Genomic DNA, 25,110 nt, shown 5'->3' with positions numbered 1-25,110 from the left:
TATGTCCGAGATGAAAGACGTCCTAACGAAACCCATATTTCGCAATAACCCTATTGCGTTGCAAATTCTGGGTATCTGCTCGGCGCTGGCAGTCACCAGCAACCTGAGCGTGACTTTCGTAATGTGTTTGGCTCTGACCAGCGTAACAGCGTTTTCTAACCTGTTCGTTTCCCTTATCCGGGAACACATTCCCAATAACATCCGTATTATCGTGCAGATGGTTATCATCGCATCGTTGGTAATCGTGGTGGACCAGGTGCTCAAGGCCTATGCCTATGAGATCAGCAAGCAGCTGTCGGTATTTGTTGGTTTGATTATCACCAACTGTATCGTAATGGGCCGTGCTGAAGCCTACGCCATGAAGAATCCTCCGATGATGTCCTTTATGGACGGTATTGGTAATGGTTTGGGTTACAGCGTTATGCTGCTGGCGGTAGGTTTTGTCCGTGAGCTCTTTGGTTCCGGCACCCTGTTTGGGGTGGAAATCCTGCCGTTGGTGACCAATGGTGGTTGGTACTACAGCAATGGTCTGTTGCTACTGCCTCCTTCTGCGTTCTTCGTCATTGGCCTGCTGATTTGGGCATTGCGTGCGTGGAAGAAAGAGCAGGTTGAAGCCCCTGACTTCAAGATCACTGCTAACTCCAAGAAGGAGGCCTACTAATGGAGCATTACATTAGTCTGTTTGTCCGTGCAGTGTTCGTGGAGAACATGGCGCTGGCATTCTTCCTGGGCATGTGTACCTTCCTGGCTATCTCCAAGAAGGTGCAGACTGCAATTGGTCTGGGTATCGCTGTGGTGGTGGTACTGGCGATCACCGTTCCTGTGAACAACCTGCTCTATCAATACATTCTGAAGGATGGTGCCCTGGCTTGGGCAGGTCTGCCGAATGTGGATCTGAGCTTCCTGGGTCTGATCAGCTACATTGGCGTTATTGCGGCAATCGTGCAGATCCTGGAAATGGTGTTGGATAAGTACGTGCCCTCGTTGTACAACGCGTTAGGGGTGTTTCTACCCCTGATTACCGTAAACTGCGCCATCATGGGTGCGGCGCTGTTCATGGTTGAGCGTGATTACAACTTCGCTGAAAGCGTGGTCTATGGCACCGGTGCAGGTGTGGGCTGGGCACTGGCTATCGCCGTGCTGGCTGGTGTGCGCGAGAAGTTGAAGTACAGCGATGTCCCGGCTGGATTGCGTGGTTTGGGCATTACTTTTATCACTGCTGGTCTGATGGCGATGGGCTTTATGTCCTTCTCCGGCGTTCAGCTGTAACAGATCTGCATGAGCAAAAAGGTTAGGTGAACATGGATTACTCAGCGATTATCCTGGGCGTCGTAATGTTCACCGTCATCGTGTTATCACTGGTGGCGGTGATCCTATACGCCCGTGCCAAGCTGGTTTCCTCTGGGGATGTAACCATCGAAATTAACGATGATCCCGAGAAAACCATCCGCGTGCCTGCTGGCGGCAAACTGCTGCAAACCCTGGCTGGACAGGGCATTTTCCTGTCTTCTGCCTGTGGTGGTGGCGGTACCTGTGCCCAGTGTAAGTGTCAGGTTCATGATGGCGGTGGTTCGATTCTGCCGACTGAAGAAGGTCACTTTACTAAGGGGCAAATCCGCGAAGGCTTCCGTCTGGCGTGCCAGGTGGCGGTTAAGCAAGATATGAAAATTGAAGTGGAAGAATCCTTCTTCGGTGTGAAGAAGTGGGTGACCACTGTCGAGTCAAACCCCAACGTGGCAACCTTCATCAAAGAGCTGACCTTGCGTCTGCCTGAAGGTGAGAATGTGGACTTCCGTGCTGGCGGTTATGTGCAGCTGGAATGTCCTCCTCATCACGTGAAGTACTCTGACTTTGATATTGAAGAGAAATTCCGTGGCGATTGGGAGAAGTTCGGCCTGTTCAAACTGGAATCCAAGGTGGATGAAACTGTTATCCGCGCTTACTCCATGGCGAACTATCCAGAAGAGAAGGGTGTGGTGAAGTTCAATATCCGTATTGCTACTCCGCCCCCCGGTAAGATGGATCTGCCTCCAGGCAAGATGTCTTCTTTCGTGTTCAACCTCAAACCCGGCGATAAAGTCGCAGTCTATGGTCCCTTTGGTGAGTTCTTTGCTAAAGAAACCGATGCTGAGATGGTGTTTATCGGTGGTGGTGCGGGTATGGCCCCCATGCGGTCGCACATTTTCGATCAGTTACGTCGCTTGAAATCTAAGCGTAAGATTTCCTTCTGGTACGGAGCACGTTCTTTGAAGGAGACCTTCTACGTTGAGGAATACAACCAGCTACAAGAAGAGAATGAAAACTTCAAGTGGCACCTGGCGTTGTCTGATCCTCAGCCTGAAGACAACTGGACTGGTTACACAGGCTTTATCCATAACGTGCTCTATGAGCACTACCTGAAGGATCATCCTGCTCCTGAGGATTGCGAGTTCTACATGTGCGGACCGCCCATGATGAACGCAGCCGTTATCAAGATGTTGGAAGACCTCGGCGTAGAGCGCGAGAACATTCTGCTGGACGACTTCGGCGGTTAAGACTGTATGACATCCTTGTTCATACGGGTGGCGGGCTGGCTGGGATTTTTCCTAGCCAGCCTGTTGCTTTCTGGCTGTGGTGAATCTGCACCCGAGATTCTTGCCCTTGAGGGGCGCACCATGGGCACGACCTGGCATGTGACGGTGGTTAATGCTCCTGAACATGACCGTGACTTCTATCAGGCTGGCATTCAGGCACAGGTGGATGCTGTGGTGGCAAAGATGTCCACCTATGAGGCTGAGTCTGAGCTGTCTCGTTTTAACCGTGCGCCAGCAGGCGAATGGTTTGCTCTCTCAGCAGACACGCTGAAAGTGATTGAAGAAGGCCAACGTTTATCCGCAATGTCAGCGGGCTCCTTTGATATCACTGTGGGACCTGTGGTGAATCTGTGGGGTTTTGGACCTGATAAACGACCGGACAAAGTGCCGAGTGAGGACGAGCTGGCGGCCGCCTTTGCCCGTGTAGGTTATCAACACATAAACCTTGATCATGAGCAGCAGCGTGCGCAAAAAGCGGTGGATGCTTATGTTGATCTTTCTGCGATTGCTAAGGGCTACGGCGTAGACCGGATCGCTGATTGGTTGGAGCAGCAAGGTGTTATCAGCTACCTAGTTGAAGTAGGCGGAGAGCTCCGTGCCAAAGGGCATAAGCCAGATCAAAAACCCTGGCGGATTGCGATCGAATCACCGCTTGATATCGAGCGCGATGTGCAGCAGGTAATTAAGGTAACAGATGTGGCGATTGCTACCTCTGGTGACTATCGAAACTACTTTGAAGAGCAGGGCGTACGCTACTCTCATACGATTGATCCATCGACAGGCAAACCCATTCGCCATAAGCTGGCGTCAGTGACGGTGCTACAGCCCCAATGCATGACGGCAGATGGCTTAGCGACCACTCTGATGGTGATGGGGGAAGAAAAAGGCTATCAGTTTGCCTTGGCACATCGTATACCGGCTTTCTTCATTATTAAGAGTGAGCAGGGTTTTATTGAGCGTTACACCCCTGAATTTGAGCCTTACCTGGAAAACTAGGAGGTAAAGGATGGAAGTATTATTTTTGACTTTCGCGCTGTTGTTGTTGGTGATTGCTGCCATGGCAGTAGGCGTGATTTTTGGTCGTAAACCGATCGCAGGTTCCTGTGGTGGTATGAGTGCTCTGGGCATGGATACTGCTTGTGATATCTGCGGTGGTGACAAGCAAATCTGTGAAACCGAGCAAGAAAAGCAAAAAGCCGCACAACAAGCAAAAGCAACATCGGAGCTGAGTTACGACGCTACCCAGCGTTAAGCAGACTCCGGGACTAGGGGAAGCGAATGGCAGTTTATCATTATGATGTCGTGGTAATAGGTACGGGCCCAGCTGGTGAAAGTGCAGCGGTGAATGCTGCTAAAAAGGGCAAAAGGGTCGGTGTGGTGGAGAGCTACAAGGTGGTGGGCGGCAACTGTACCCACATGGGTACCATTCCCTCCAAAGCCTTGCGTCATGCGGTTAAGCAGATTATTGAGTTCAACACTAACCCCATGTTCCGGGATATCGGTGAGCCCCGCTGGTTTTCCTTCCCCCGTGTGCTGAAGCAGGCGGAACAGGTGATGGCCAAGCAGGTGCAAATGCGCACCAATTTCTATGCACGTAACCGCGTCGATGTGTTTTTTGGTCATGCCCGCTTTACTGATGCTAATACCGTGTTGGTTGAAGGCGCGCGTGGTAAGGGAGATGAAGAGCTGAAGGCGGATAAGATTGTTATCGCCACTGGCTCCAGTCCCTATTGCCCCCCCGATGTGGACTTTACCCATCCCCGTATATACAACTCCGACACCATTCTGAAACTCAGCCATACCCCGCGTACTCTGATTATTTATGGCGCTGGGGTGATTGGTTGTGAGTATGCCTCTATTTTCAGTGGCTTGGGGGTCAAGGTAGACCTGATCGATACCCGCGAGCGCTTACTGTCCTTCCTGGATTACCAGATCTCTGATGCTCTGAGCTATCACCTGCGCAATAACGGCGTCGTGATTCGTCACAATGAGCAATATGAGTCAGTGGTGGGGACGGACACCGGTGTGGTCTTGACGCTGAAATCCGGCAAAAAGATCCGTGCGGATGCTTTCCTTTGGTGTAATGGACGTACCGGTAATACCGCCGATATGAACCTGGAGGAGATTGGTCTTACTCCCAATAGTCGTGGTCAGCTTGAGGTCAATGAACAGTACCAAACAGAAGTACCTCATATTTATGCTGCCGGTGATGTGATTGGTTGGCCAAGCTTGGCTTCGGCTGCCTATGACCAAGGTCGCTCTGCTAGTTCACATATTTCGGGGTCTTCTGATTATCGTTATGTGGATGAGGTGCCCACAGGTATCTATACCATTCCTGAAATCAGCTCGATTGGGCAGAGTGAAGAAGAGCTAACCGCGGCAAAGATTCCTTATGAGGTTGGACAAGCCTTCTTTAAGGATACTGCGAGGGCGCAAATTACCGGTGAAACGGTAGGGATGTTAAAACTGCTGTTCCACCGGGAAACCCTGCAGTTATTGGGTATTCATTGTTTTGGTGACCGTGCCTCGGAGATCATTCACATCGGTCAGGCCATTATGCGTCAACAAGGTGAGGCGAATACGATCGAGTATTTTATCCATACCACCTTTAACTATCCGACCATGGCAGAGGCCTATCGAGTTGCTGCAATGAATGGTTTGAATCGGATTTCCAATCATTAATGGGTACTAGCCAGTGTTGTGACTGGCTAGTGACAAGATGCGGGAAAGGGCTGTTAATCGGCCCTTTTTTCTTTTGTTTTTGTGGAGTTGAGACGAGCCTATGTCATCCCCTGATGAGCAACAGCTGCTGGCCATGTTTGATCAGCAACTCGCCTTTCGCAAGAAGATGAAAACTCTAATGCTGGCGACTCTGGGTTCGGATCAGGAGGCGGAAGTAAGCTACGCCCCCTATGTAGAGCAACAGGGTTATTTCTATATTTATATCAGTGAGCTGGCCGCCCATACCGGCAATCTGCTGCGCCATCCTCAGCTTAAAGTGATGTTGATTGAGGATGAGTCCAGCGCCAAGCAGCCCCATGCCCGCGAGCGCTTAAGTTTTAAAGCGCAGGCCACGGAAGTGCAACGGGAAACGCAGGAGTGGCAGCAGGTGCAGGCCGCTTTTAGTGAGCGTTTTGGCGAAATTGCCCAGATGCTGGCGGGCCTGGCGGATTTTCACCTTTTCCGCTTGAGCCTGAGTGAGGGGCTCTATGTCAAAGGCTTTGCCAAGGCCTATCGGATTCATGCGGACGGTATTGAGCACCTGCGGGATTTAGGGCATCGGTCGCAAAGCTAGCCTTTCTGGCGTCAAAATGAGTCTTTTTTGACATGAGTCAGCATTTTCTACTCCCTTAGGGGTATGCTCGGCTGCACTCTGGCTAGTCGTGGTAGTGACTCATGTCGATCAAATTCAAAATTTTCTCTGGTTTGTTGGGCTGTTTTGCCTTGATCTTGGCGGTGACCGCCTGGCAAATCGCCTATAACGAGAAAGAGTTAGTGCGTCAGGTGGTAACCCAGCAAACCCAAGATGCCGCTGACTCCTACTTTGATGCTATTAACCTGCTGATGCTGACCGGGCAGATGCAAAATCGCCATGTCTTGCAGGAGAAGATGCTCTCCCGCCCCGGTGTGACGGAGGCGCGGATTATCCGGGGTGATAAAGTGGCCGCCATGTTTGGTCAGGTCGAAGCGGCTAAAGCTGTGGATGAGCTGGATCGCCAGGCTTTGGCCGGAGAGGCCGTTATCCTGGAGCGCAAAGATCAGCAAGATCATGTGCTGACCATTATTAATCCGATGTTTGCCAGCGCCGATTACCGTGGTACCAACTGTTTGGGCTGCCATCAGGCCAAAGAGGGGGAGGTGCTGGGGGCGGTACGAATCAGTTATTCCTTGAAAGAGTTGGATGCTCAGGTTAATGCCAACCTTTATTTCACCCTGGCAATTGAGTTGGCGGTATTTACGCTGGGATTGCTGGGGTTGTCCTGGTTGCTCAATAAAGTAGTTATTCGGCGTATTCGCCGTTTGCGAGAAGTCATTGTGCAGGTTGATAAGGCATCTGACCTGAGGGTGCGTTTGAGTGATGACAGTGATGATGAAATAGGTCAAACCAGCCAGGCTTTTAATGCCATGTTGAACCGCTTTGGCGCTAGTTTGGCGGAGGTCTATCGCACCACAGAAAGCCTGGCAAACTCAGCTCAACATTTGGCCCAGGTCTCAACCGGATCCGCCGCTGCAGTACTGCAACAGCGTTCCAGCGTAGAGCTGGTAGCGACGGCGATGCAGGAGCTGGACTCGCAGGCTCGTGAGGTGCGTGATAGCGCTATTCAAAATGCCCAGGCCTCTACTGACAGCTTGCGTGAAGCTCAAGCCAGTGAAGGCTTAGCCAGCCAAGCGATTGCATCGATTCGAGGATTGCGAGAAGAAACCGTGGCGGTTGCCTCGGTCATCGCCCAGCTGGATCAGCATAGCGATAAGGTGGGGTCGGTGCTGGATGTGATCCGTGAAATTGCCGAACAAACCAACCTACTGGCACTGAATGCGGCGATTGAGGCTGCCCGGGCGGGTGAGCAAGGCCGTGGCTTTGCCGTAGTGGCGGATGAAGTGCGCACTCTGGCTAGTCGTACCCATGCCTCCACCCAAGAAATCAAAACCATGATTGAGCAGTTACAGCAGGAGGCTAAACGTGGGGTTGAGGTGATGACCGAAGCCTCTGACAGCGCGGAAAAGGGGGCAGAGCAAGTGCAACAAGTGGCCCAGGCGTTGGCGGCTATTTTGGCACAGATTAGTCAGGTCAGTGAACGCAATGGTTATATGGCCAGTGCAGCGACCCAGCAAAGCGAGGTGGCCACGGACATGGCGCACAACATCAGCGAAATCCGTGATAGCGCCGATGCCAATGCCCAGGCGGCGGAGCGGGTGGCCCATATCAGTGATGAGTTGGTGAAAATGGCGGGACAGCTGGAAGCCTTGGTACAGCGCTTCCGTTTGCCCTAAATAGCACAGGTGCCAGGCACTGGCTGTCGGTGCCTGGCATGAAGGGTAATGAGTCAGTGTCTGCGACTCTGGTTAACGGTTAAAGCGTTCAATCCAGCGCATGTAGTATTTCCAGCCCCACCAGGCCGGTAACATCCCCACTATAATGGCAATCAGACTGGCGATACCTGGCTCACTGATGAGTCCTTGCCAGTAGTTAAACCAACCTCGCTGTTGTAGGAACAGCAGGTAGAGCATGATGAGTACCAGTCCCAGGCCAACCAGGACTTGATAGAGTAATTTGCCCCCTTCACGCATCTTCTGTTTCCTGTTCCGGGTGTTGATAAAGATAGACGCGCAAGCTTGGCAGAAATACCTCCTCTTGCAAGCGAGCATCGGCGCGAGGCTGGCGGCTGCGGCCTGATTGCTCAGGCAGAGGCGGCGGTGCTTTGAACTGCGGTGGTTGCTGCCCTGGCTGCCAGGGAAAGAGCAACGGCAGGGGCAGGTTCATCGCTTGGCGTTTCACGGGGTCATACTGGGCAAAGACCAAATTGGCACGCAGTAAGGGGGCTTGGCTTTGCACCTGAGCCAGAGGGGTGGCTGCGGCGAGGCTGGCCAGTTTATCCAGCTGAATACGGATATGGGGTGCGCTGGTGTCGAAGCGTTGCAAGCGCTGATAGGCTTCCGCCACGCTGATACGTTTGATGCTGCGGCCATGGCGATACCAACTAAAGCTCACCTTGCTTGGTGCTTCTGGCAGACAGGGTAGGTGGCGATAACAGTGTTTCAGATGTAAGCGACCCAAGCCACGGCGATTGAGTAAGTCCGCCATCTCCGGATGGCGTTCAGGAATTTGCTGCTGCAGGCTGGCCAGATGCTGTGGAAAGGCTTGTTGTAAGGCTAAAACCTGCTGCTTGAAATGATCCTTGCACTGATTAACCCTCTGAGCCGCTTGTAGCAGTACCGGGCTGGCACCTATCAGGCCTGGATGTTGGCGGGTGCGGCGACCATCTCCCTGTTGTTGGTGCCAAAGATCACTGATCAGTTCGCGATAAAAGGCCAGGGCGTTCTGCTGCTCTGGTTGCTCGGGCAGCCAACACCAACTCACCTCTGTACTTAACAGACTGACACAGTTTTGTATTGCCTGGCTGAGGGCTGCGAAAGCTTGCAGACAGTTGAAATTCAGTAGCTCCGCACTAGGGCTGGAATGATTCTTCACCATAAATAGGCTTGATTGACTTGTGCAGGGGCTTTGCCCAGACTAGCGCCAGCTTTTTCAGGGAGTCAGGCATGATTAACTCATGGTCAGCTTGGGTCGGGGGGCGCTATACCCGAGCCAAACGGCGCAATCATTTTATTTCCTTTATTTCCGCTGTGTCGATGCTCGGTCTGATGCTGGGTGTGGCGGTATTGATCCTGGTGCTATCGGTCATGAATGGTTTTGACCGCGAGCTGCGTGAGCGCATCCTCGGTATGGTGCCCCAGGCGGCTATTCTCGGCTATCCGGTGATGGAAAACTGGCAAGAGCTGCAGGAAATGCTGGAGCGGGTGCCTGATGTGAAGGGGGCTGCCCCCTATATCCAGGCAGAAGGCATGTTGAATCACCAGGGTGCGGTGAATGGGGTATTTATCCAGGGGATTTTGCCCAGTGAAGAAACCCAGGTGTCGATTATTGCCGAGCATATTAAAGAAGGCCAACTGCAGGATCTGCAACCAGGTGGCTATGGCATTATCCTGGGCGAGTTATTAGCCCAATTTCTTAACGCCCGCGTGGGCGACAAAGTTACCCTGATTCTACCCGAGGCAACCGCCACCCTGGGCGGGGTCTTCCCACGGATGAAGCGTCTGGATGTGGTTGGCATTTTTGCCGTAGGAGCGGAGCTGGATGCCAATATGGCCATCATGCATCTTGACGATGCCGCCAAGATTCGCAAGTTAGGGCAGGGGGTCGATGGCCTGCGCTTAAAGTTTGACAATCTCTACACCGCCCCGCAGCGGGTGCGGGAGCTGGCTTCTGCCCTACCGGGGGTGTATCGGGTCAGTGATTGGACCCGTACCCACGGTAACTTATTCCAGGCGATCAAACTGGAAAAAACCATGATTGCCTTACTGTTGCTACTTATTGTGGCGGTAGCGGCGTTTAACATCGTATCCACCCTGGTGATGGTGGTCACCGACAAGCATGCGGACATCGCTATTTTGCGTACCCTCGGGGCGACCCCTGCAGAGATCATGGGCATCTTTATGGTGCAGGGCAGCCTGATTGGGGTGGTGGGTACCCTGGTGGGGATGGGCTTAGGCATAGCCGCTGCCCTCAGTGTGACCCATGTTATTGCCTGGTTGGAGCAGGTGCTGGGGGTGCAGTTTTTAAGTGCCGATGTGTACTTCATTAGCTACTTGCCGTCAGAACTGCGTTGGGAGGATGTCGCTGTGGTTTGTGGGGCCTCTTTGCTGATGAGTTTTCTGGCAACGCTTTATCCTTCCTGGCGAGCTTCCCGTACCCAACCGGCGGAGGCGCTGCGCTATGAATAAACCCCTGGTATTGGCTGCCCAGCAGCTGAGCAAAAGTTACCGTGAAGGCGACCGTACCCTGCATATTTTGCAGAACATCAACCTGGCTATCCACGCCGGTGACAGCCTGGCGATTGTCGGGAGCTCAGGCTCCGGTAAGTCGACGCTCCTGAATATGCTCGGAGGGTTGGATCTCTGTGATGAAGGCAAGGTATTGCTTCAGGGGCAGGATCTGGCTGAGCTGTCGGAAGCCAAGCGTGGTCGCTGGCGTAATCAGCATCTTGGTTTTGTCTATCAGTTTCACCATCTGTTAGCCGAATTCACTGCGCTGGAAAATGTGATGATCCCCTTACGGATTCGGGGACTGAGCGCCGCCCAGGCGGCACCTAAAGCACAGGCCTTGCTGGAGCGGGTTGGCTTAGCGCAGCGTGTGCAGCATAAACCGGGGGAACTCTCTGGCGGCGAACGCCAGCGTGTTGCCATTGCCAGAGCCTTGGTGATGGAACCTGCCTGTGTGTTGATGGATGAACCAACCGGCAACCTGGATCACCAAACCGCCTTGGATGTACAGGCATTGATGTTGGAGCTTAACCAACAGCTGCAAACGGCCTTGGTGGTGGTGACCCACGATCTGGAACTGGCCGGGCGGATGCAGCGTCAGGTGCGCCTGCACGAAGGGCAACTTAGCCCGTTGTAACTGTGCAGTGTTGAGACAAGCGAAAAAACGAAGCCCGGTTGAGCCGGGCTTCGTGCTATTCGGTGCTGGGTTTGCTCTTACGCCGGGCTAACCGGGTTGCCCAGTTGCGCCGGACCGACCACATCCAGAACATTTGCATCAATAGATAACCCAGGATACCGAATACTACCCCGCAGACTAACGAGCCAATCAGCAAGGGTTCCCAGATTTGGCTTAAGCCAGAGGTGATGGATTCCAGTGAAAAATGGAATTCTATCGGTGGGCGTTTCAGCAACCAACTGCCAATCTGGTAGCACATATAGAATACCGGTGGCATGGTAATGGGGTTGGTCAGCCAAACCAGAGCTACACTAAGGGGCAAGTTGGCGTGAAACAGAATCGACATGGCTGCCGCAATGGCCATTTGCATCGGTAGGGGTAAAAAAGCGCAAAAAATACCGACGAAGCAGGCACGCGAAACCGAGCCCCGGGTAAGGTGCCAGATATTAGGTCCATCCAGCAGTTCCCCCAACCAGCGCAATGACTGGTGCTTTTTCAGCTCCGTGGGGTGAGGAATTACACGTTTTAGATACTTACGCGGCATGGCGGGTCTTTAGGTGTGGCGTGCACAGCTCGCGCATTATGCCTGCCACCAGGGAGGATGCCAAGCAAATGACCGGGCGGATGCTTAGCGCTTTAGTGGCAGGGGCCTTGGCTGCTTACGCCTGCCCCTGGCTGTTTGCGCCAGTATGGCTGTTGATTGTGACACTGGGATTGATAAGTATCAGTGTGTATCGCCAGGAGGTACGCCTACTCTGTGCTGCCTGGATAGGCTTGGCATTAATGCAGGGTTATTGGCATGGTTACCCCAGTGCGCCGTCGAGCTGGTGGCAGGGTAACCATCCCTTGGTTGGGCGTATCGCTGAATTACCAGAGCCAACTCCTTACGGCTATCGTTTGATTCTTGATGACCTGGTTATTGCCGGGCAGCCCCAGGTGGGGCGGGCCTTGTTGTACTGGCGTCCTCCCTCTGGGTTAAGTCAGGTTGCGTTGCAGCAAGGCTGGCAGGGACGCTGGCAAGCTAAGCTCAAGCCTTTACATAGCCAAGCCAGTGCAGGTGCTTTTGATTTTGAGGCCTGGGGATTAAGCAAGGGGTTACGCTTGCAGGCTTCGGCGCGTGGGCAGGTGGAATGGTTAAGTCAGCACAGTAGTTGGCGTGGTCGTTTGGCGGAGGATTTACAGCAGCGCTTGGATGCTGAGCAACCAGCAGCCACTTCAGGTAAGGCACTATTACGGGCCTTGCTGTTAGCGGATCGCCGTGGGTTACAGGATCAACACTGGCAGCGTTTGCAGGCGTCAGGCTTGGCTCATCTGGTCGCGATCAGTGGCCTGCACCTGGGCTTGGTGTTTGCTTGGAGCCTGGCTGTTGCCGCTTGGCTATTGTCCCGCTTACCCCCTCCATGGCGTCCCCTTAACCGCTGGCCTTGGCAAAGTGCTTTAGCCTTGCTGGCAGCGTTAGGCTACGTGCAGCTGGCGGGTTGGGGATTGCCTGCGACCCGTGCCTGGTTGATGTTAGCGGCGGTGGTGATGAGTTACTGGCTGCCCTGGCAGCTATCCGCCTGGAGCCGCTTGATGCTGGCTTTGCTGTTGATCTTGCTGAGTTGGCCAGCCGCTCCCCTGGGGGTGGATTTTTGGTTATCGGCCTGGGCAGTACTGATTTTGCTCTGGGTGTTGGGCAATAGAGTGGGCAGTGAGCCCTGGTGGCGTCAAGCCTGGCGGAGCCAATGGGCCCTTAGTGTGGCGATGTTGCCCTTGTTAGTGGGGAGTTTTGCCCAGTTTAGCTTGATTGCCTTACCGCTTAATCTGCTGGCGGTGCCCTTGCTGGGTATTGTGCTGTTACCTGCTGCACTCCTGGCCTGGCTGCTTTATTGGCTTAGCCCAGAGTGGGGAGGTGAGCTACTGGGCATGGTCGCCTGGGGGTTGGAAGGGTTGTGGCAGGGGCTAGGCTGGACTTTGCAATGGGGTGGCTATGGGCACTGGCAAGGCCAGCCTAATTGGTTAGCCTTGTCGTTGGCGATGCTAGGGGGATTATTGTTGGTGGCGCCGGCGGGGTTGTTGCCATGGCGGCCCTGGGCCTGGCTATTGTGGTTGCCGTTATTGTGGCCCCGGGTGAGTCAACCGTTGCAGGAGGGGGAGTGGCAGGCGACGGTATTGGATGTGGGGCAGGGGAATGCGGTTGTGGTACGAACGGCCAATCATGTGCTGCTTTACGATACGGGGCCTGCTTGGGGCAGTAGTCCGCAGGCTGAGCGGATTATCTGGCCCTACTTATCGGCACAGGGATTGCTGCCCGAGCGGATTGTCGTCAGCCATGATGACAGCGATCACAGCGGTGGCGCTTCTTGGTTGCGGGCACGCTATCCCCAGGCACTGTGGTGGGCGGGACAACCCCAGGGGCTCAGTTGGCCTGCTGAGCCTTGCCAGGCTCAATGGCAGTGGGATGGGGTGCAGTTTGAGCTTTGGCAGGCGCCGCTTGTGAACTTTGCCGATGATAATGAAGCCTCTTGTCTATTGCGTGTGCAGGGCCAGCATCAACTGTGGCTATTAGGGGATATTTCGGCGCAAGCGGAGCGGGCGTTGCTGCCGAAGCTGCGTGAGCAGGGGCCGGTGGATGCATTGCTGGCGGCGCATCATGGCAGTCGCTACTCTTCCAGCCTGGATTTTATCCGTGCGACTGAAGCAAAACTGGCGATTTTCTCCAGTGGGTACCGCAATCATTTTGGCCATCCGCACCCGGATACACTGGCGCGATTTCACAGCCTGGGGATAGATACTTATAATACCGGCGCAGAGGGCAGCCTGGCGCTATTAAGCCAAGCCCAGGGGCTACAGATACAAGGCTATCGTCAACAAGCCGGACGTTTTTGGTGGCAGCTTGCAGCTGAGTAAGCCAAAACAGGGTCAGGGTTAAATACGAAGGAGTATGCAGGTGTTGGAACTGGTCAAGGCAGGTGGTTGGTTGATGGTGCCGCTACTCTTATGTTCGGTGGTGGCCTTGGCCATTTGCCTGGAGCGGCTCTGGACCCTGCGCACTCGCCGGGTAACGCCGCCGGAGCTGTTGCCACAGCTTTGGCAGGCAATTAAGGATAATCGCCTGGATCAAAGTATGTTGAGTCAGGTGCGCCAGGGCAGTCCCCTGGGAGCGATTATGGCGGCGGGGCTGCTCAATGCCCGTCATGGTCGTGAGATTATGAAAGAGAGCATTGAAGAGGCGGCCAGCTCGGTGGTGCATGAGCTGGAGCGTTACCTCAATACCCTGGGCAGTATTGCGGCGATCGCGCCGTTACTGGGATTGCTCGGCACGGTATTAGGCATGATTACCGTTTTTACCGAGATTACCCAGGTGGGCACCGGCAATACGGCCGCCTTGGCCGGCGGGATCGCGGAGGCATTGATCACCACGGCGGCAGGTCTGGTAATTGCCATTCCGGCGGTGTTTATGCACCGTCTCCTGCAGCGTAAGGTCGACACCCTGGTGGTCGATATGGAAGCTCAGGCGGTTAAATTAGTGGAAATTCTCCACGGAGACCGTGAGTCAGAGCTTAGCCCGCGTCAATCGGTGTTGTTATGAAGTTCCGCCGTCAACGTCGAGAAGAAGCCAGTGTGAATCTAACGCCGCTGATCGACGTGGTTTTTCTGCTGTTGATCTTCTTTATGGTGTCCACCACCTTTGAGCGGGACCGCCCACTGCAATTGAGCCTGCCTTCATCTGCAGCCAGTGTGGAGGAGAGCCCACCTGAGGCGATTGAGGTGAGTATTAGTGCAGATGGTCAGGTGGCGGTGAATGATCAGTTACTCCAGGATGGCGAGCTGGGTACCTTGCTCCAGGCGCTGCGGGCGTTGGGCAAAGGCAACGCCGAGGTCCCCATTTTGATCAGCGCCGATGCCAGTACCCCTCATCAGTTTGTGGTGCGCGCCTTGGATGCGGCGGGTCAGGCAGGGCATCCACAGGTGCGTATTCTGACCGCAGCACAAAGCCAATGAAGTGGTTAGAGCAGGCTTGGTACCGTGATGAGCCGGGTTGGTTGGGCTTGGCGGCGCCGCTAGAGCACTTGTTTCGCCGCTTGGCGCAACGTCGCCGTCAACGGCTACAGCCAGAGGCCTGGCAGGCGCCGGTACCGGTGCTGGTTGTAGGCAATATCAGCCTGGGAGGCACTGGCAAAACCCCATTGACCCAGGCATTAGTGCGTTGGTTACAGGCACAGGGCTGGCGTGTGGGGATTGTTTCCCGTGGTTATGGCGGCCAAGGGCCTTTCCCGCTTTGGGTGACAGCCCAGACCCAGGCGATGGCGGCAGGAGATGAGCCCTGTTTGTTAGCCCGTAGCCTCAAGTGTCCGCTAGTGGTGAGTCCACAGCGGGTAGAGGCAGTTAAGTTGCTACTTGCTCAGGCAGAGGTGGACATCATCGTCGCCGATGATGGCTTGCAGCATTACCGTTTAGGCCGCCAGCTGGAAATCGCCGTTATTGATGGTGCCAGGGGCTTGGGCAATGGTCACTGCCTGCCGGTAGGGCCACTGCGAGAGCCGGCACAGCGTTTGGCAGAAGTGGATTTCTGTGTGGTGAATGGGCCTCTTGCTAAGCCACTTCCGATTGCTGTGCCGTATTGGTCGATGCAGCTGCAGCCCGGTGAGTTGCAGTCGGTAGGGGGGCAGGAGCGACAGCCGCTGGCGGCTTTACAGGGCCAGTCTGTGTATGCGATGGCCGGGATAGGGCATCCCCAGCGTTTTTTTGCGACCCTGGAGGCGGCGGGATTAAAGCCGATTCCTTTGGCAAAACCGGATCATTACGCCTATCAGCCGCACGACTTACAGCCCTATCAGGACTTACCTTTACTGATGACCAGTAAAGATGCGGTAAAATGCCAGGCCTTTGCTCCGGCCAATGCTTGGTATCTCCCGGTGGAGGCCCAGCTTCCGGCCGAATTCTGGCAAGCGCTACAACAGCGTTTGGCCACTGTATTAAAGGTTGACGAGGTTAATCATGGATAAGCAACTGTTGGAATTATTGGTTTGCCCGGTTACCAAAGCGCCGCTGGAGTGGCATCCGGAGCAGCAGGAGCTGGTGTGTTATGCCAGCGGGCTGGCTTATCCAGTGCGGGATGGCATTCCTGTGATGTTGGAATCGGAAGCCCGCCAACTCAGTAGTGAAGAGCGTCAACAACGGAAGAAGAAGCACTAAACATGAGCTTTATCGTTGTTATCCCTGCGCGCTACGCCTCGAGTCGCCTGCCAGGTAAGCCATTGCTGGACTTGGCCGGGCAGACGATGATTGAGCGGGTGTGGCGCCAGGCTAAACAAAGCCAAGCCCAACAAATTTATATTGCTACTGATGATGAGCGGATTGCTGAGGTAGCACGGGGATTTGGTGCCGAGGTCTGTATGACGGCGGCGAGCCATCCGTCCGGCACGGATCGTCTGCAGGAAGTCGCGAGCCAGTTACAGCTGGCGGATGACGCGATTGTCGTCAATGTGCAGGGGGATGAGCCGCTGTTACCCCCCAGCTTGATTGATCAGGTAGCAGGGCTCTTGCAGGTCCATTCGGAAGCTGACATGGCTACTCTGGCGGAGCCTTTAGCGGATCTTGCGCAGTGGCAAAATCCGAATGTGGTGAAACTGGTGCAGGATCAGCAGGGCCGTGCCCTTTATTTTAGTCGGGCGCCCATTCCCTGGCCGCGTGATGCCGCCTTGTCGGGTACCCTGACCAGCTTGCCAGCAGGGTTGCCTGCCCAACGTCATATTGGTCTTTATGCCTACCGGGTGGGATTGCTCAATCGTTTTGTCAGTTGGCCCAGCTCGTCACTTGAGCAATGGGAGTGTCTGGAGCAGTTGCGGGTGCTGGAGAATGGTGGACGTATTCAGGTAGCGCAGGCGCTACAGGTGCCGCCAGCTGGGATTGATACCGCCGCAGACCTGCAGCGGGTGAGGGACTGGTTGGCCGCACAGGGGCAGCCAGGATGAAGCGTGTGCTGTTCGTATGCTTGGGCAATATCTGCCGCTCGCCAACGGCCGACGGGGTGATGCGGGCGCTGGTAGCCCGTGCAGGGTTAACCAAGTCGGTGGAAGTGGATTCCGCCGGTACTTCGGCAACCCACGCTGGAGAGCCGCCTGATCCCCGCACCCAGGCGGCCGCCAGGGCGCGCGGTTATGAGCTGGCCGGGTTACGCTCGCGCCAGGTGGTTGCAGAGGACTTTGTGCGCTTTGATCTGATCTTGGCCATGGATAAGCAGAATCTGGCTAACCTGCGGCGCCTGTGCCCCCCTCATCTTCAGGCTAAAGTGGCACTATTTCTGCAGCCGGTGCCGGGGGTGGCCGAGGACGAGGTGCCAGATCCTTACTATGGTGGGGCAGAGGGGTTTGCTCAGGTATTGGATCTGGTCGAAGCAGGCTGCCAGTATTGGCTAGCTCAGCTGCAACCCCATTGAGATAAGCGGCCGCTACTGTCGGGTGCAGGCCAAGTAAAGGGTAAATAAATTGACACTGGGTGTATCTTCCTCTGTTGCAGTTCCTGCGAACTGGCAGCGCCACTACGACCTGACCAGGTTTAATACCCTGGGTTTTCAGGCAACAGCCGAGTACTTTTGCCAGGTTGATTCTGAAGAGCAGTTGCACCAGGCCATCGCCAGTGCCAAGCAGCTGGGTCTCAGTTGGCGGGTGTTGGGAGGTGGCAGCAATGTTGTTCTGCTAGAGGATTTGCCAGGCCTGACCGTGCATATGCATATTCTGGGCAAGCGCGTGCGGCAACAGGACAGGACTATCCTGCTGGAAGCCGGAGCGGGGGAAAACTGGCATCAGCTGGTGCTCTATAGTCTGGCGCAGGGCTGGCAGGGTTTGGAAAATCTGGCCTTAATCCCTGGCACTTTGGGGGCCGCACCGGTGCAGAATATTGGTGCCTATGGCGTTGAGCTTGCCGATGTGCTGGTCAGGGTGCGTTGTTTGGATAGCCAATCTCTTCGCTTTATTGAGTTGGAAAATCAGCAATGCCGTTTTGCCTATCGCGACAGTTTGTTTAAGCAAGCGGAAGGTAAGGGGTTCATTATTACGGCGGTGGAATTGCGCCTCCAGCCCGATGGTCAGCCCAAGCTGGGTTATGCAGCCCTGAATACGCAATTGGCGGCATGGGGCATCAAGCATCCTACTCCTGCACAGGTGGCCGAGGCGGTGATTGCAGTGCGTCAAAGTAAGCTGCCTGATCCTGCGGTGCTAGGTAATGCGGGTAGTTTTTTCAAAAATCCTTGGGTGAGTGCTGCTCACTATCAAAAGCTTAAGGAAAGTTTCCCTGCTCTAGTCGCTTATCCCGATGGGGAAGGTTATAAGCTGGCGGCTGGTTGGTTGATCGATCAGCTCGGTTATAAAGGCATGCGCCGTCAGGGAGTGGGTGTGCATGAGCAACAGGCACTGGTGCTGGTGCACTACGGTCAGGGAGATGGCCGTCAGTTGCAGGCGTTAGCCGCAGAGATCCGCCAGGCAGTCTGGCAGCGTTACCAGGTTGAGCTGGAGCAAGAGCCACAAATTTTGCCTTAAGCCGGCGATAGTAGTGGGCAGTATTAGCGAAATGGCGATCCGGTGGGTCGCCATTTTCTTTTGGCTATTGCGCTTATTGACGTAGCAAGCCTGGAGGACTGGCACTCAGGCCGGCGTCTGCTCTGCCTGTTCGTCCTGTTCATTAAGGAGCGGCCAGCCCCCTAAGGCCTGCCAGCGATTGACGATGGCACAAAACAGCTCGGCGGTTTTCAGAGCATCATAGCGGGCGCTATGGGCCTCTTTATTGCTGAACTCGATCTGGGCGGCGTCACAGGCTTTGGCGAGGACGGTTTGGCCATAGGCCAGCCCCGCCAGGGTGGCAGTGTCAAAGCTGGAAAAGGGATGGAAGGGATTGCGCTTATAGCTGCAGCGCTCAACCAGAGCATTGACAAAGCCAAGATCGAAAGAGGCATTGTGGCCGACTAAAATGGCCCGCTTGCAGCCATTGGCTTTGACCGCCTGACGAATGGGCTTGAAGACCTGCTCCAGTGCTTCTGGCTCGGAAACGGCAATAGCTTGGCGCTCGGTGGCAAAGGGATCAATACCGGTAAACTCCAGTGCGCTGGCTTCTAAGTTAGCCCCTTCAAAAGGATGAAGGTGGCAGTCCAGCACCTGATCCGGCCAGAGTAACCCCTGTTCGTCCATGCGTAGCGTAACAGCGGCAATTTCCAGCAGGGCGTCGGTGGCCGCATTGAAGCCCGCCGTTTCTACATCGACCACTACCGGAAGATAGCCGCGAAAGCGACTACTCATGGCTGCAGAGGTTGTCATTAGCTTGCTCGCCGTCAATAAAAAGGGAGGCGAATTCTAACAATATGGCCGTGCGCCGACAAACATGAGCATAAAACTTTGTCTGGACGCGCAATGGAGTTTGGCTTGCCGAGGCAGTGGGCCGCCCCTTAAGCTTGTTAGATATTGGCCGATATACAGGCCACATCCATGTCCAGGTGTCGTATTGTTATGGGGATTTTGCGCGGGTTAGCCCTGTGTTTAGCCTTGCTGGTCAGTCTACCTGCCCAGGCGGTTACCTTTGCCGCAGGTTTAGAAAATACCCAATGGCAGTTGGATCAATCTCCTTTTATGTGTCGCCTGAGCCATAACATCCCCGCTTTTGGTGAAGTGGTATTTGAGCATGAAGCGGGCGAGCCGCTGAAGTTTTATCTGGAAGCCTTGCAACGTGAAATGTTGCAAGGTTCTGCTGAGCTGGTAGCGGAGGCGCCGGCTTGGCGTCCAGGTGAGCCTACAGCACGTATAGGCAAGGTTAATCTGAATGAAGGTGAGCGTGCTGGGGTCGCATCTCGTGAAGCAGAGTTGATGCTGGCAAGCCTCTATCAAGGCAAGGTGCCGACCTTTAGTGCGCCGCAATGGCGGGGGAGCAATGAAACCCTGCGGGTACAGGTTTCCTCGGTGAATTTTAAAGCGGCCTACCAAGATTACATGGGCTGTGTTGCCCAGCTGTTGCCGGTTAACTTCCGCCAGATTGCGCGCACCGCGGTGCTCTTTAATGCAGCGGAATGGGAATTGTCGGATGCGGCGAAAGAGCGTTTGAAAGTCATGGCGCACTATCTGAGTGTGGATAAAGAAGTGCATTCGATTTATATCGATGGCCATTCTGATAGTCAGGGACGCCGCCTGCTCAACCGTGATCTGTCGAAAAAGCGGGCGCAGGAGGTAACCGCTTTCCTGGTTAAGCTCGGTATTCCTGAAAACATGATTATTACCCGCTTCCATGGTGAGCGTTATCCGGTGGTGGATAACAAAACACCAGAAAACCGTGCCCGTAACCGCCGGGTAACTATCCGCCTGGACCGCGAAGATCAGGAGCTGGGACTGGACAGTGGTCAAGCACAGGTAGTTGAGCAGGCTGAGGGTAACTAGCCATCCGATCGGGGTGGTGAGCCCGCCCAGGTCGCATTAGCTCAAATGATGACCGGCATCAGTAAAGAAAATATTTCGCTGTTTTGCTTTATCTATAACCCTGTTAGATAATGCCTCCCTGTTGAGCGGGGAGGCTTTCCCCTGTGAATGGCAGCAAGACGGAGCAATCATGTCCAACGTAAAAAAAGTCGTGCTGGCCTACTCTGGTGGTTTGGATACGTCCGTAATCGTCAAGTGGCTGCAGGAAAACTATCAATGTGAAGTGGTGACCTTTACTGCCGACCTTGGTCAGGGAGAAGAAGTGGAGCCCGCGCGAGCCAAGGCCCAGGCCCTGGGGGTGAAAGAGATTTACATTGAAGACCTGCGCGAAGAGTTTGTGCGTGACTTCGTGTTCCCCATGTTCCGTGCCAATGCACTCTATGAAGGGGAATATCTGCTGGGTACTTCAATTGCTCGCCCTCTGATTGCCAAGCGCCTGATCGAAATTGCCAATGAAACCGGTGCTGATGCGATTTCTCACGGCGCTACCGGAAAAGGCAATGACCAAGTACGTTTTGAACTGGGTGCCTATGCGCTGAAGCCCGGGGTTAAAGTGATTGCACCCTGGCGCGAGTGGGATTTGAACTCCCGCGAAAAATTGTTGGATTACTGTGAGCTGAATAACATCCCGGTTGAGATGAAGCGTGGCAAAAAGTCACCTTACTCGATGGATGCCAACCTGTTGCATATCTCCTATGAAGGCGGTCCGCTGGAAGATCCTTGGTTTGAGGCCGAGGAAGATATGTGGCGTTGGAGCGTGTCGCCGGAACAGGCGCCCAACGAAGCAACCTATGTTGAGCTGACTTACGAGAAGGGCGACATCGTTGCGATTAACGATACTCCCATGAGTCCTGCACAGGTACTGGAAACCCTTAACCGTTTGGGTGGGGCGAATGGTATTGGTCGTCTGGATCTGGTGGAAAACCGCTTTGTTGGCATGAAGTCCCGTGGTTGCTACGAGACCCCAGGAGGCACCATCATGCTGAAAGCGCACCGTGCCATCGAATCAATCACGCTTGACCGTGAAGTGGCTCACCTGAAAGATGAGCTGATGCCGCGTTATGCCAGCCTGGTCTATAACGGCTTCTGGTGGTCTGAAGAGCGCAAGATGCTGCAGGCAATGATCGATTATTCTCAGCAGCATGTGAACGGTAAGGTGCGCGTGAAGCTGTATAAGGGCAATGTAATCGTGGTAGGCCGTCAGTCTGAAGACAGTTTGTTCGATGCCAACATTGCTACCTTTGAAGATGACGCCGGCGCTTACGATCAGAAAGATGCGGCTGGTTTCATTAAGCTGAATGCACTGCGTATGCGCATTGCCGCAGGAAAAGGTCGCCAACTGCTGGACGATTGAAAAGCAGAGTAACAGGCCTTATTTACCAACACCCCGGCTTAACCGGGGTGTTTGCATTTGAGCGAGGGAAAAAGGAAGACCAATGCGAATTCTACACACCATGCTGCGGGTAACGAACCTGGAGCGTTCTATCGAGTTTTACACCCAGGTTCTAGGTATGCGCTTGCTGCGTACATCCGAAAATCCGGAATACCGCTACACCCTGGCGTTTGTCGGCTATGGTGAAGAAAGCGAAGAGGCAGTGCTGGAGTTAACCTATAACTGGGATACCCATGCTTATGAGTTAGGCACAGCTTATGGTCATATCGCTATCGAAACAGCTGATATCTATGCGACTTGCGAGCAGATTAAGCTCAGTGGTGGCAAAGTGACCCGGGAGCCTGGTCCTGTCAAAGGCGGCACAACGGTGATTGCCTTTGTGGAGGATCCCGATGGTTACAAAATTGAGCTGATTAATGCCAAGGATGCGGGGAAGGGCTTAGGCCACTAACTCGTTGCCAGGTAGCAGGCATCACTCAATCACATCCTGGTCTGGGAATAAAAAAGGGAGCTGCGGCTCCCTTTTTAGACTTCGATTCTGGCAATTGCCTACTTCTTTAACCATTGACCACTGGGGTTCTGCACCATTTGTCCAGGATTAGCCATTTCAAATAAGCGTTGGCCAATACGCTGTTCCATAATCTCTAGGGTGACGCCGGCGCTTTTAGCATTCTCTTGATAAACGCTACGGCGTTTACGATTGACCTCATCGGCCAGGGCTTGCACCTCTTTGCCACCACTTAAGACGACCAGATAGCCGCGGTTGCTTTCCCCTACCAGGCCTTTATTTTTGGCTTCATCCAGGCTTAACGCCCAGGCACTCAGGCTTAGCAGTAGTGCGCTCAGAAGGCTGAGCAGGTATTTCCAGCTTGCCATAACTGCTCCTTAAAACAGGTCGCTGTGTTCATTTAGCAGAGTGTCAATCTGCTTATCGAGCTTCACCAGTACCTCATGTTCAATTTTTACATTGAGGTTGATGGTGATGGGCTTGTCAGGGGTTTCCACCTTGACGGTCGGGGCACAACCACTTAACACCAGGGTTAGGCCAAGCAAGGCTGGGTAGACTTTGTTCATCGGGTACCCATCTCTCTGTTCATGGCGATTTCTCCAGCTCATTCTTGATGCGCTCTCCCAGTACTGTATTGAGCTTTCCGGTTAGCTGCAAGGAGCGTAATAGTTGCAGTAGGTTTTCCTCAATACGGATATTGAAGTTAACCTGGCGCCCTTGCTCAAATTCAGGGTTGTGGCCACTGAGTTGGGTATTGAGCACCAGGGTGCCATCCGGTGCGTAGTCGACTTCGGCATCCAGGCTCTGATAGCGGAAGTCTTCCAGCAGGGCCGCTACGGAACTGATTTGCGGATACTGCTGAGCCAGCTGTAAGGCGTTTTGGTTAAGGCTGTAGCTCAGGGAGCCACCTGTGGTACTGGTGCTTAGGTAGCCTTGACGAATATGCAGTCCCTGGTGGTCATAACGGATAGGCAGAGCACCTTTCAGAGAGCCCTTACCCCGTACCCCCAGGTTGGGGCGTAGGCCAAGCAGTTCGCTGAGGGAAAGGTCTTCCAGATAGAGATAGGTTTGAATCTCACCTGGCCAGTTGAACTGGGTGGGAGCAACTCTTAGTCGGCCACTGAGTGCTTGCAGGCTGAATTGATCCAGCTGGATGGCATAACCTTCTGGGCTATAACCTATGTGGGATTGCAGACGTAAATCGGCTAAACCGGCTAAAGGATAATGCGCCAAACTGGCATCCAGATTAAGGCTGCCTCGCTCGGGCTCGCCATCCAAGCGATAGGCCAGACTAAGGCCTTTGACTTCTGGCCACTCCGGCCATTGTAAGTTGATGTCGGCACGGCCACGGCCGCTGACGAATAGCGTCTTTTGCCACTGCCATTGCCCCGCCCACTCAGCCTGGCCGCTGATGCTGGCTTCTGGCGGCAGGGACAGCCAGGGCTGCAGCTCGGCCAGTGCCAAGCGTGCACTGAGTTGACCGAGATTGCGCTCAGCCAATTGTCCGCTGGCTTTGAGCTGGCTGTTGGCGCTACTGAGATTGAAGTCAAAACCTGTGCGACCTTCCAGCCCAGTGAGTTTGATTTGGCTGGTTAGGGCGAGGGAGCCTAGCTGCAACTGGCTGCTTTTGCCCTGCATGGCAAAGGCGGGAGGGGCATCAGGAGGGATTAACAGGCGCTCTAGTTGCAGCTGCCAGCGTTGGGGTGCGAGTGCTTGCCAGGCGGCGAGTTCTAGCTGTGCGCTCCAGGGAGCTTGCAGCAGGCTACCTTGCTGAGCCTGCCAAAGCAGGGTTAAGGCGCTGTTCCAGTTCAGCTTGAGCTCAGGGAGCGGGCCTTGTTGCGGGTGCCGTGCTTTCAGCTTGAGATTGCCCCCCTGCAACAGGCTGACCAACCAGCCCTGTTGTTCGGTTGGGGTCAGGCTAAGGGGAAGTGCCAGCTGTAATTGGCCCTGTTCAATACCCAAGCCGGTTAGCTGGCTGAGACTGGCGAGCAGGGTGCCGGCCAAGCGTTCATGGCCGATCTCATCAATCAGTAGCAGTAGTTGATCTTGCGGACGTTCCGGGAAGTGGGTTTGCAGGCTCAGACTTCCAGCCTGCAGTGCAGGCAGATTCTGCCCAGCTTGCCAGAGCAGTTCGGTGGGTTGCTCAACTAATAGTTGTACTTCACCCGAAGGCAGGGGGGCGAGTTGGAGTGGCCCTGCCAGTTCACTGCCGGGGGTGAGGGTCAAGCGTAAACCTTGCTGCTCCAGGGCGAGCTTACCCGCCAGTTGACCATTCAGGCTTGCCAGTGCCGGCCAGGGTAGAGCGCTTTGCCCCTGCAAATTGAAGCGAAATGCCAAAGGTTGTTGTGGGCTGGGTGGTAGCCAGCCGAGCTGCAGGGTGAGCTGCTGCTGATCATTAAAGAGTTCAAACTCAGCTTGGTCATCCGGGCTCAAGCGGGCATTTAAAGCAAGATTGGGACGATCAGGCTGGCGTAGCTCGCCCTGCAGACGCAGCTCTTTGGCATAGCCTTGGATACCAATATCCAACTCCGCCTGGGGGGAAGATATCAGCAGCCGATTGAGTAACACCTCATCGGCAGGCAAGCGTGCCAGCCAGTAGGAAGGCGCTAACGGAGGCAAGGGCGGCAGAGCGCTCTGCCCAGGGTTGCTACTGGTGCGTGGTAGTAGTTGTGCTTCCCGGATGTGCAATTGCTGCAGTCGTCCTTCGCGCCAGAGCTGCAGGGGGTGATAGAGCAGGTTGAGGTCCTTGAGCTGGAGTTCGGCTTCGGGACCTTCTAGCACCAGATGTTGGAAGCGCCAGTGTTCGAGGGTGGGGTGCTCAAATTGAATGCCCTTAAGCTGCCAGCCGGGTTGCTTCCAACCGAGATAGGCATCCAGTGCGAGGGGGAGGCTGGTCGGTAAGGTGAGATAGAGCCCAAACAGGATAAACACCAATGAGAGCAGGGTGTAACCCAGTTTGCGCATGGGATCTCCTTATTCCT

General features: G+C 54.6%; 28 protein-coding genes. 21 read left to right on the top strand and 7 right to left on the bottom strand.

The features are described 5' to 3' along the window. Position 1: 1 nt before the first annotated feature. The 8 genes from Q334_RS0113630 to Q334_RS0113595 all read left to right on the top strand — a co-directional run bounded on the left by Q334_RS0113630 (position 2) and on the right by Q334_RS0113595 (position 7,565). Positions 2–661 carry an NADH:ubiquinone reductase (Na(+)-transporting) subunit D gene (locus Q334_RS0113630; protein WP_027313697.1) on the top strand — a complete coding sequence of 220 codons (660 nt, stop codon included), beginning with the start codon at positions 2–4 and terminating at the stop codon, positions 659–661. Further along, on the top strand, positions 661–1,269 hold the full coding sequence (nqrE, locus tag Q334_RS0113625) for an NADH:ubiquinone reductase (Na(+)-transporting) subunit E (RefSeq protein ID WP_027313696.1): 609 nt from the start codon (positions 661–663) through the stop codon (positions 1,267–1,269). Before Q334_RS0113630 ends, nqrE begins: the two co-directional genes overlap by 1 nt. 32 nt (positions 1,270–1,301) lie before the next feature. Further along, positions 1,302–2,534, top strand: a complete 1,233-nt coding sequence (gene nqrF / locus Q334_RS0113620) for an NADH:ubiquinone reductase (Na(+)-transporting) subunit F (RefSeq protein ID WP_027313695.1) — start codon at positions 1,302–1,304, stop codon at positions 2,532–2,534. Between the two features lie 6 nt (positions 2,535–2,540). Beyond that, positions 2,541–3,569: an FAD:protein FMN transferase gene (locus Q334_RS0113615; protein ID WP_035461631.1), complete on the top strand. Its 1,029-nt coding sequence runs from the start codon at positions 2,541–2,543 to the stop codon at positions 3,567–3,569. 10 nt (positions 3,570–3,579) lie between these two features. Further along, positions 3,580–3,825, top strand: a complete 246-nt coding sequence (gene nqrM, locus Q334_RS0113610) for a (Na+)-NQR maturation NqrM (protein ID WP_027313693.1) — start codon at positions 3,580–3,582, stop codon at positions 3,823–3,825. 26 nt (positions 3,826–3,851) lie between these two features. Further along, positions 3,852–5,255, top strand: a complete 1,404-nt coding sequence (gene sthA / locus Q334_RS0113605; RefSeq protein ID WP_027313692.1) for a Si-specific NAD(P)(+) transhydrogenase — start codon at positions 3,852–3,854, stop codon at positions 5,253–5,255. Between the two features lie 100 nt (positions 5,256–5,355). After that, entirely contained in the window at positions 5,356–5,868 is a 513-nt protein-coding gene (locus tag Q334_RS0113600; protein WP_027313691.1) for a pyridoxamine 5'-phosphate oxidase family protein, read from the top strand. Positions 5,869–5,969: 101 nt separating this feature from the next. Beyond that, entirely contained in the window at positions 5,970–7,565 is a 1,596-nt protein-coding gene (locus Q334_RS0113595) for a methyl-accepting chemotaxis protein (RefSeq protein WP_027313690.1), read from the top strand. 72 nt (positions 7,566–7,637) lie between these two features. Here Q334_RS0113595 and Q334_RS0113590 read toward each other — a convergent pair whose 3' ends face one another. After that, complete coding sequence (locus Q334_RS0113590; RefSeq protein WP_027313689.1) at positions 7,638–7,862, bottom strand: hypothetical protein; 225 nt, start codon at positions 7,860–7,862, stop codon at positions 7,638–7,640. Next, the gene (locus tag Q334_RS0113585; protein ID WP_027313688.1) at positions 7,855–8,766 is read right to left on the bottom strand and encodes a hypothetical protein; all 912 of its coding nucleotides are present in this window, start codon (positions 8,764–8,766) and stop codon (positions 7,855–7,857) included. Before Q334_RS0113585 ends, Q334_RS0113590 begins: the two co-directional genes overlap by 8 nt. Positions 8,767–8,834: 68 nt before the next feature. On the opposite strand from Q334_RS0113585, the gene Q334_RS0113580 reads away from it, so the two are divergent. Together Q334_RS0113580 and lolD are read left to right on the top strand one after the other, a co-directional pair. Then, positions 8,835–10,076 (top strand): lipoprotein-releasing ABC transporter permease subunit, encoded by a 1,242-nt coding sequence (locus Q334_RS0113580; protein WP_027313687.1) that lies wholly within the window; start codon positions 8,835–8,837, stop codon positions 10,074–10,076. Then, positions 10,069–10,752: a lipoprotein-releasing ABC transporter ATP-binding protein LolD gene (lolD, locus tag Q334_RS0113575; RefSeq protein WP_027313686.1), complete on the top strand. Its 684-nt coding sequence runs from the start codon at positions 10,069–10,071 to the stop codon at positions 10,750–10,752. The genes Q334_RS0113580 and lolD overlap by 8 nt, the downstream gene beginning before the upstream one ends. Positions 10,753–10,807: 55 nt before the next feature. Here lolD and Q334_RS0113570 read toward each other — a convergent pair whose 3' ends face one another. Then, positions 10,808–11,335, bottom strand: a complete 528-nt coding sequence (locus Q334_RS0113570) for a DUF2062 domain-containing protein (RefSeq protein WP_027313685.1) — start codon at positions 11,333–11,335, stop codon at positions 10,808–10,810. An 80-nt stretch (positions 11,336–11,415) separates the two neighbouring features. On the opposite strand from Q334_RS0113570, the gene Q334_RS19175 reads away from it, so the two are divergent. Genes Q334_RS19175 through murB form a run of 8 tightly spaced genes read left to right on the top strand, consistent with a single transcriptional unit; the run spans position 11,416 to position 18,311 of the window. Then, on the top strand, positions 11,416–13,680 hold the full coding sequence (locus Q334_RS19175; protein WP_211249547.1) for a ComEC/Rec2 family competence protein: 2,265 nt from the start codon (positions 11,416–11,418) through the stop codon (positions 13,678–13,680). 40 nt (positions 13,681–13,720) lie between these two features. After that, positions 13,721–14,362 carry a MotA/TolQ/ExbB proton channel family protein gene (locus tag Q334_RS0113560; protein WP_027313684.1) on the top strand — a complete coding sequence of 214 codons (642 nt, stop codon included), beginning with the start codon at positions 13,721–13,723 and terminating at the stop codon, positions 14,360–14,362. After that, positions 14,359–14,775, top strand: coding sequence for an ExbD/TolR family protein (locus tag Q334_RS0113555; protein ID WP_027313683.1), 417 nt, complete (start codon positions 14,359–14,361; stop codon positions 14,773–14,775). The genes Q334_RS0113560 and Q334_RS0113555 overlap by 4 nt, the downstream gene beginning before the upstream one ends. Beyond that, positions 14,772–15,779, top strand: a complete 1,008-nt coding sequence (gene lpxK / locus Q334_RS0113550; RefSeq protein ID WP_027313682.1) for a tetraacyldisaccharide 4'-kinase — start codon at positions 14,772–14,774, stop codon at positions 15,777–15,779. Before Q334_RS0113555 ends, lpxK begins: the two co-directional genes overlap by 4 nt. Further along, positions 15,772–15,969: a Trm112 family protein gene (locus Q334_RS0113545; protein WP_035461629.1), complete on the top strand. Its 198-nt coding sequence runs from the start codon at positions 15,772–15,774 to the stop codon at positions 15,967–15,969. Before lpxK ends, Q334_RS0113545 begins: the two co-directional genes overlap by 8 nt. 2 nt (positions 15,970–15,971) lie before the next feature. Continuing rightward, on the top strand, positions 15,972–16,748 hold the full coding sequence (kdsB, locus tag Q334_RS0113540) for a 3-deoxy-manno-octulosonate cytidylyltransferase (RefSeq protein WP_027313680.1): 777 nt from the start codon (positions 15,972–15,974) through the stop codon (positions 16,746–16,748). Next, a complete protein-coding gene (locus Q334_RS0113535; RefSeq protein WP_027313679.1) occupies positions 16,745–17,212 on the top strand; it encodes a low molecular weight protein-tyrosine-phosphatase in 468 nt (155 codons plus the stop codon). The genes kdsB and Q334_RS0113535 overlap by 4 nt, the downstream gene beginning before the upstream one ends. Before the next feature lie 49 nt (positions 17,213–17,261). Next, positions 17,262–18,311: a UDP-N-acetylmuramate dehydrogenase gene (gene murB, locus Q334_RS0113530; protein ID WP_245593691.1), complete on the top strand. Its 1,050-nt coding sequence runs from the start codon at positions 17,262–17,264 to the stop codon at positions 18,309–18,311. A gap of 105 nt (positions 18,312–18,416) precedes the next feature. Here the strand turns inward: murB and rnt are convergent, their stop codons facing one another. Beyond that, positions 18,417–19,082, bottom strand: a complete 666-nt coding sequence (rnt, locus tag Q334_RS0113525) for a ribonuclease T (protein WP_211249546.1) — start codon at positions 19,080–19,082, stop codon at positions 18,417–18,419. Positions 19,083–19,271: 189 nt separating this feature from the next. On the opposite strand from rnt, the gene Q334_RS19170 reads away from it, so the two are divergent. The 3 genes from Q334_RS19170 (at position 19,272) to gloA (ending at position 22,072) form a co-directional block, all read left to right on the top strand. Then, on the top strand, positions 19,272–20,189 hold the full coding sequence (locus tag Q334_RS19170; RefSeq protein WP_081414461.1) for a flagellar protein MotY: 918 nt from the start codon (positions 19,272–19,274) through the stop codon (positions 20,187–20,189). Positions 20,190–20,358: 169 nt separating this feature from the next. After that, a complete protein-coding gene (locus tag Q334_RS0113515; protein ID WP_027313676.1) occupies positions 20,359–21,582 on the top strand; it encodes an argininosuccinate synthase in 1,224 nt (407 codons plus the stop codon). An 82-nt stretch (positions 21,583–21,664) separates the two neighbouring features. Continuing rightward, on the top strand, positions 21,665–22,072 hold the full coding sequence (gene gloA / locus Q334_RS0113510; protein ID WP_027313675.1) for a lactoylglutathione lyase: 408 nt from the start codon (positions 21,665–21,667) through the stop codon (positions 22,070–22,072). Between the two features lie 98 nt (positions 22,073–22,170). Here the strand turns inward: gloA and Q334_RS0113505 are convergent, their stop codons facing one another. From Q334_RS0113505 to Q334_RS0113495, 3 genes are read right to left on the bottom strand one after another with little or no spacing between them, the layout of a single operon-like run. Further along, positions 22,171–22,497 (bottom strand): YdbL family protein, encoded by a 327-nt coding sequence (locus tag Q334_RS0113505; protein WP_027313674.1) that lies wholly within the window; start codon positions 22,495–22,497, stop codon positions 22,171–22,173. A gap of 9 nt (positions 22,498–22,506) precedes the next feature. Next, on the bottom strand, positions 22,507–22,695 hold the full coding sequence (locus Q334_RS0113500; RefSeq protein WP_027313673.1) for a YnbE family lipoprotein: 189 nt from the start codon (positions 22,693–22,695) through the stop codon (positions 22,507–22,509). A gap of 19 nt (positions 22,696–22,714) precedes the next feature. Beyond that, positions 22,715–25,093, bottom strand: a complete 2,379-nt coding sequence (locus Q334_RS0113495; protein ID WP_027313672.1) for an intermembrane phospholipid transport protein YdbH family protein — start codon at positions 25,091–25,093, stop codon at positions 22,715–22,717. Positions 25,094–25,110: the final 17 nt, after the last annotated feature.

Source organism: Balneatrix alpica DSM 16621, from assembly GCF_000619885.1.
GTDB classification, from domain to species: domain Bacteria; phylum Pseudomonadota; class Gammaproteobacteria; order Pseudomonadales; family Balneatricaceae; genus Balneatrix; species Balneatrix alpica.
The sequence above is the reverse complement of the archived record's forward strand: the minus strand, read 5'-3'. Positions and strand labels throughout refer to the sequence as shown.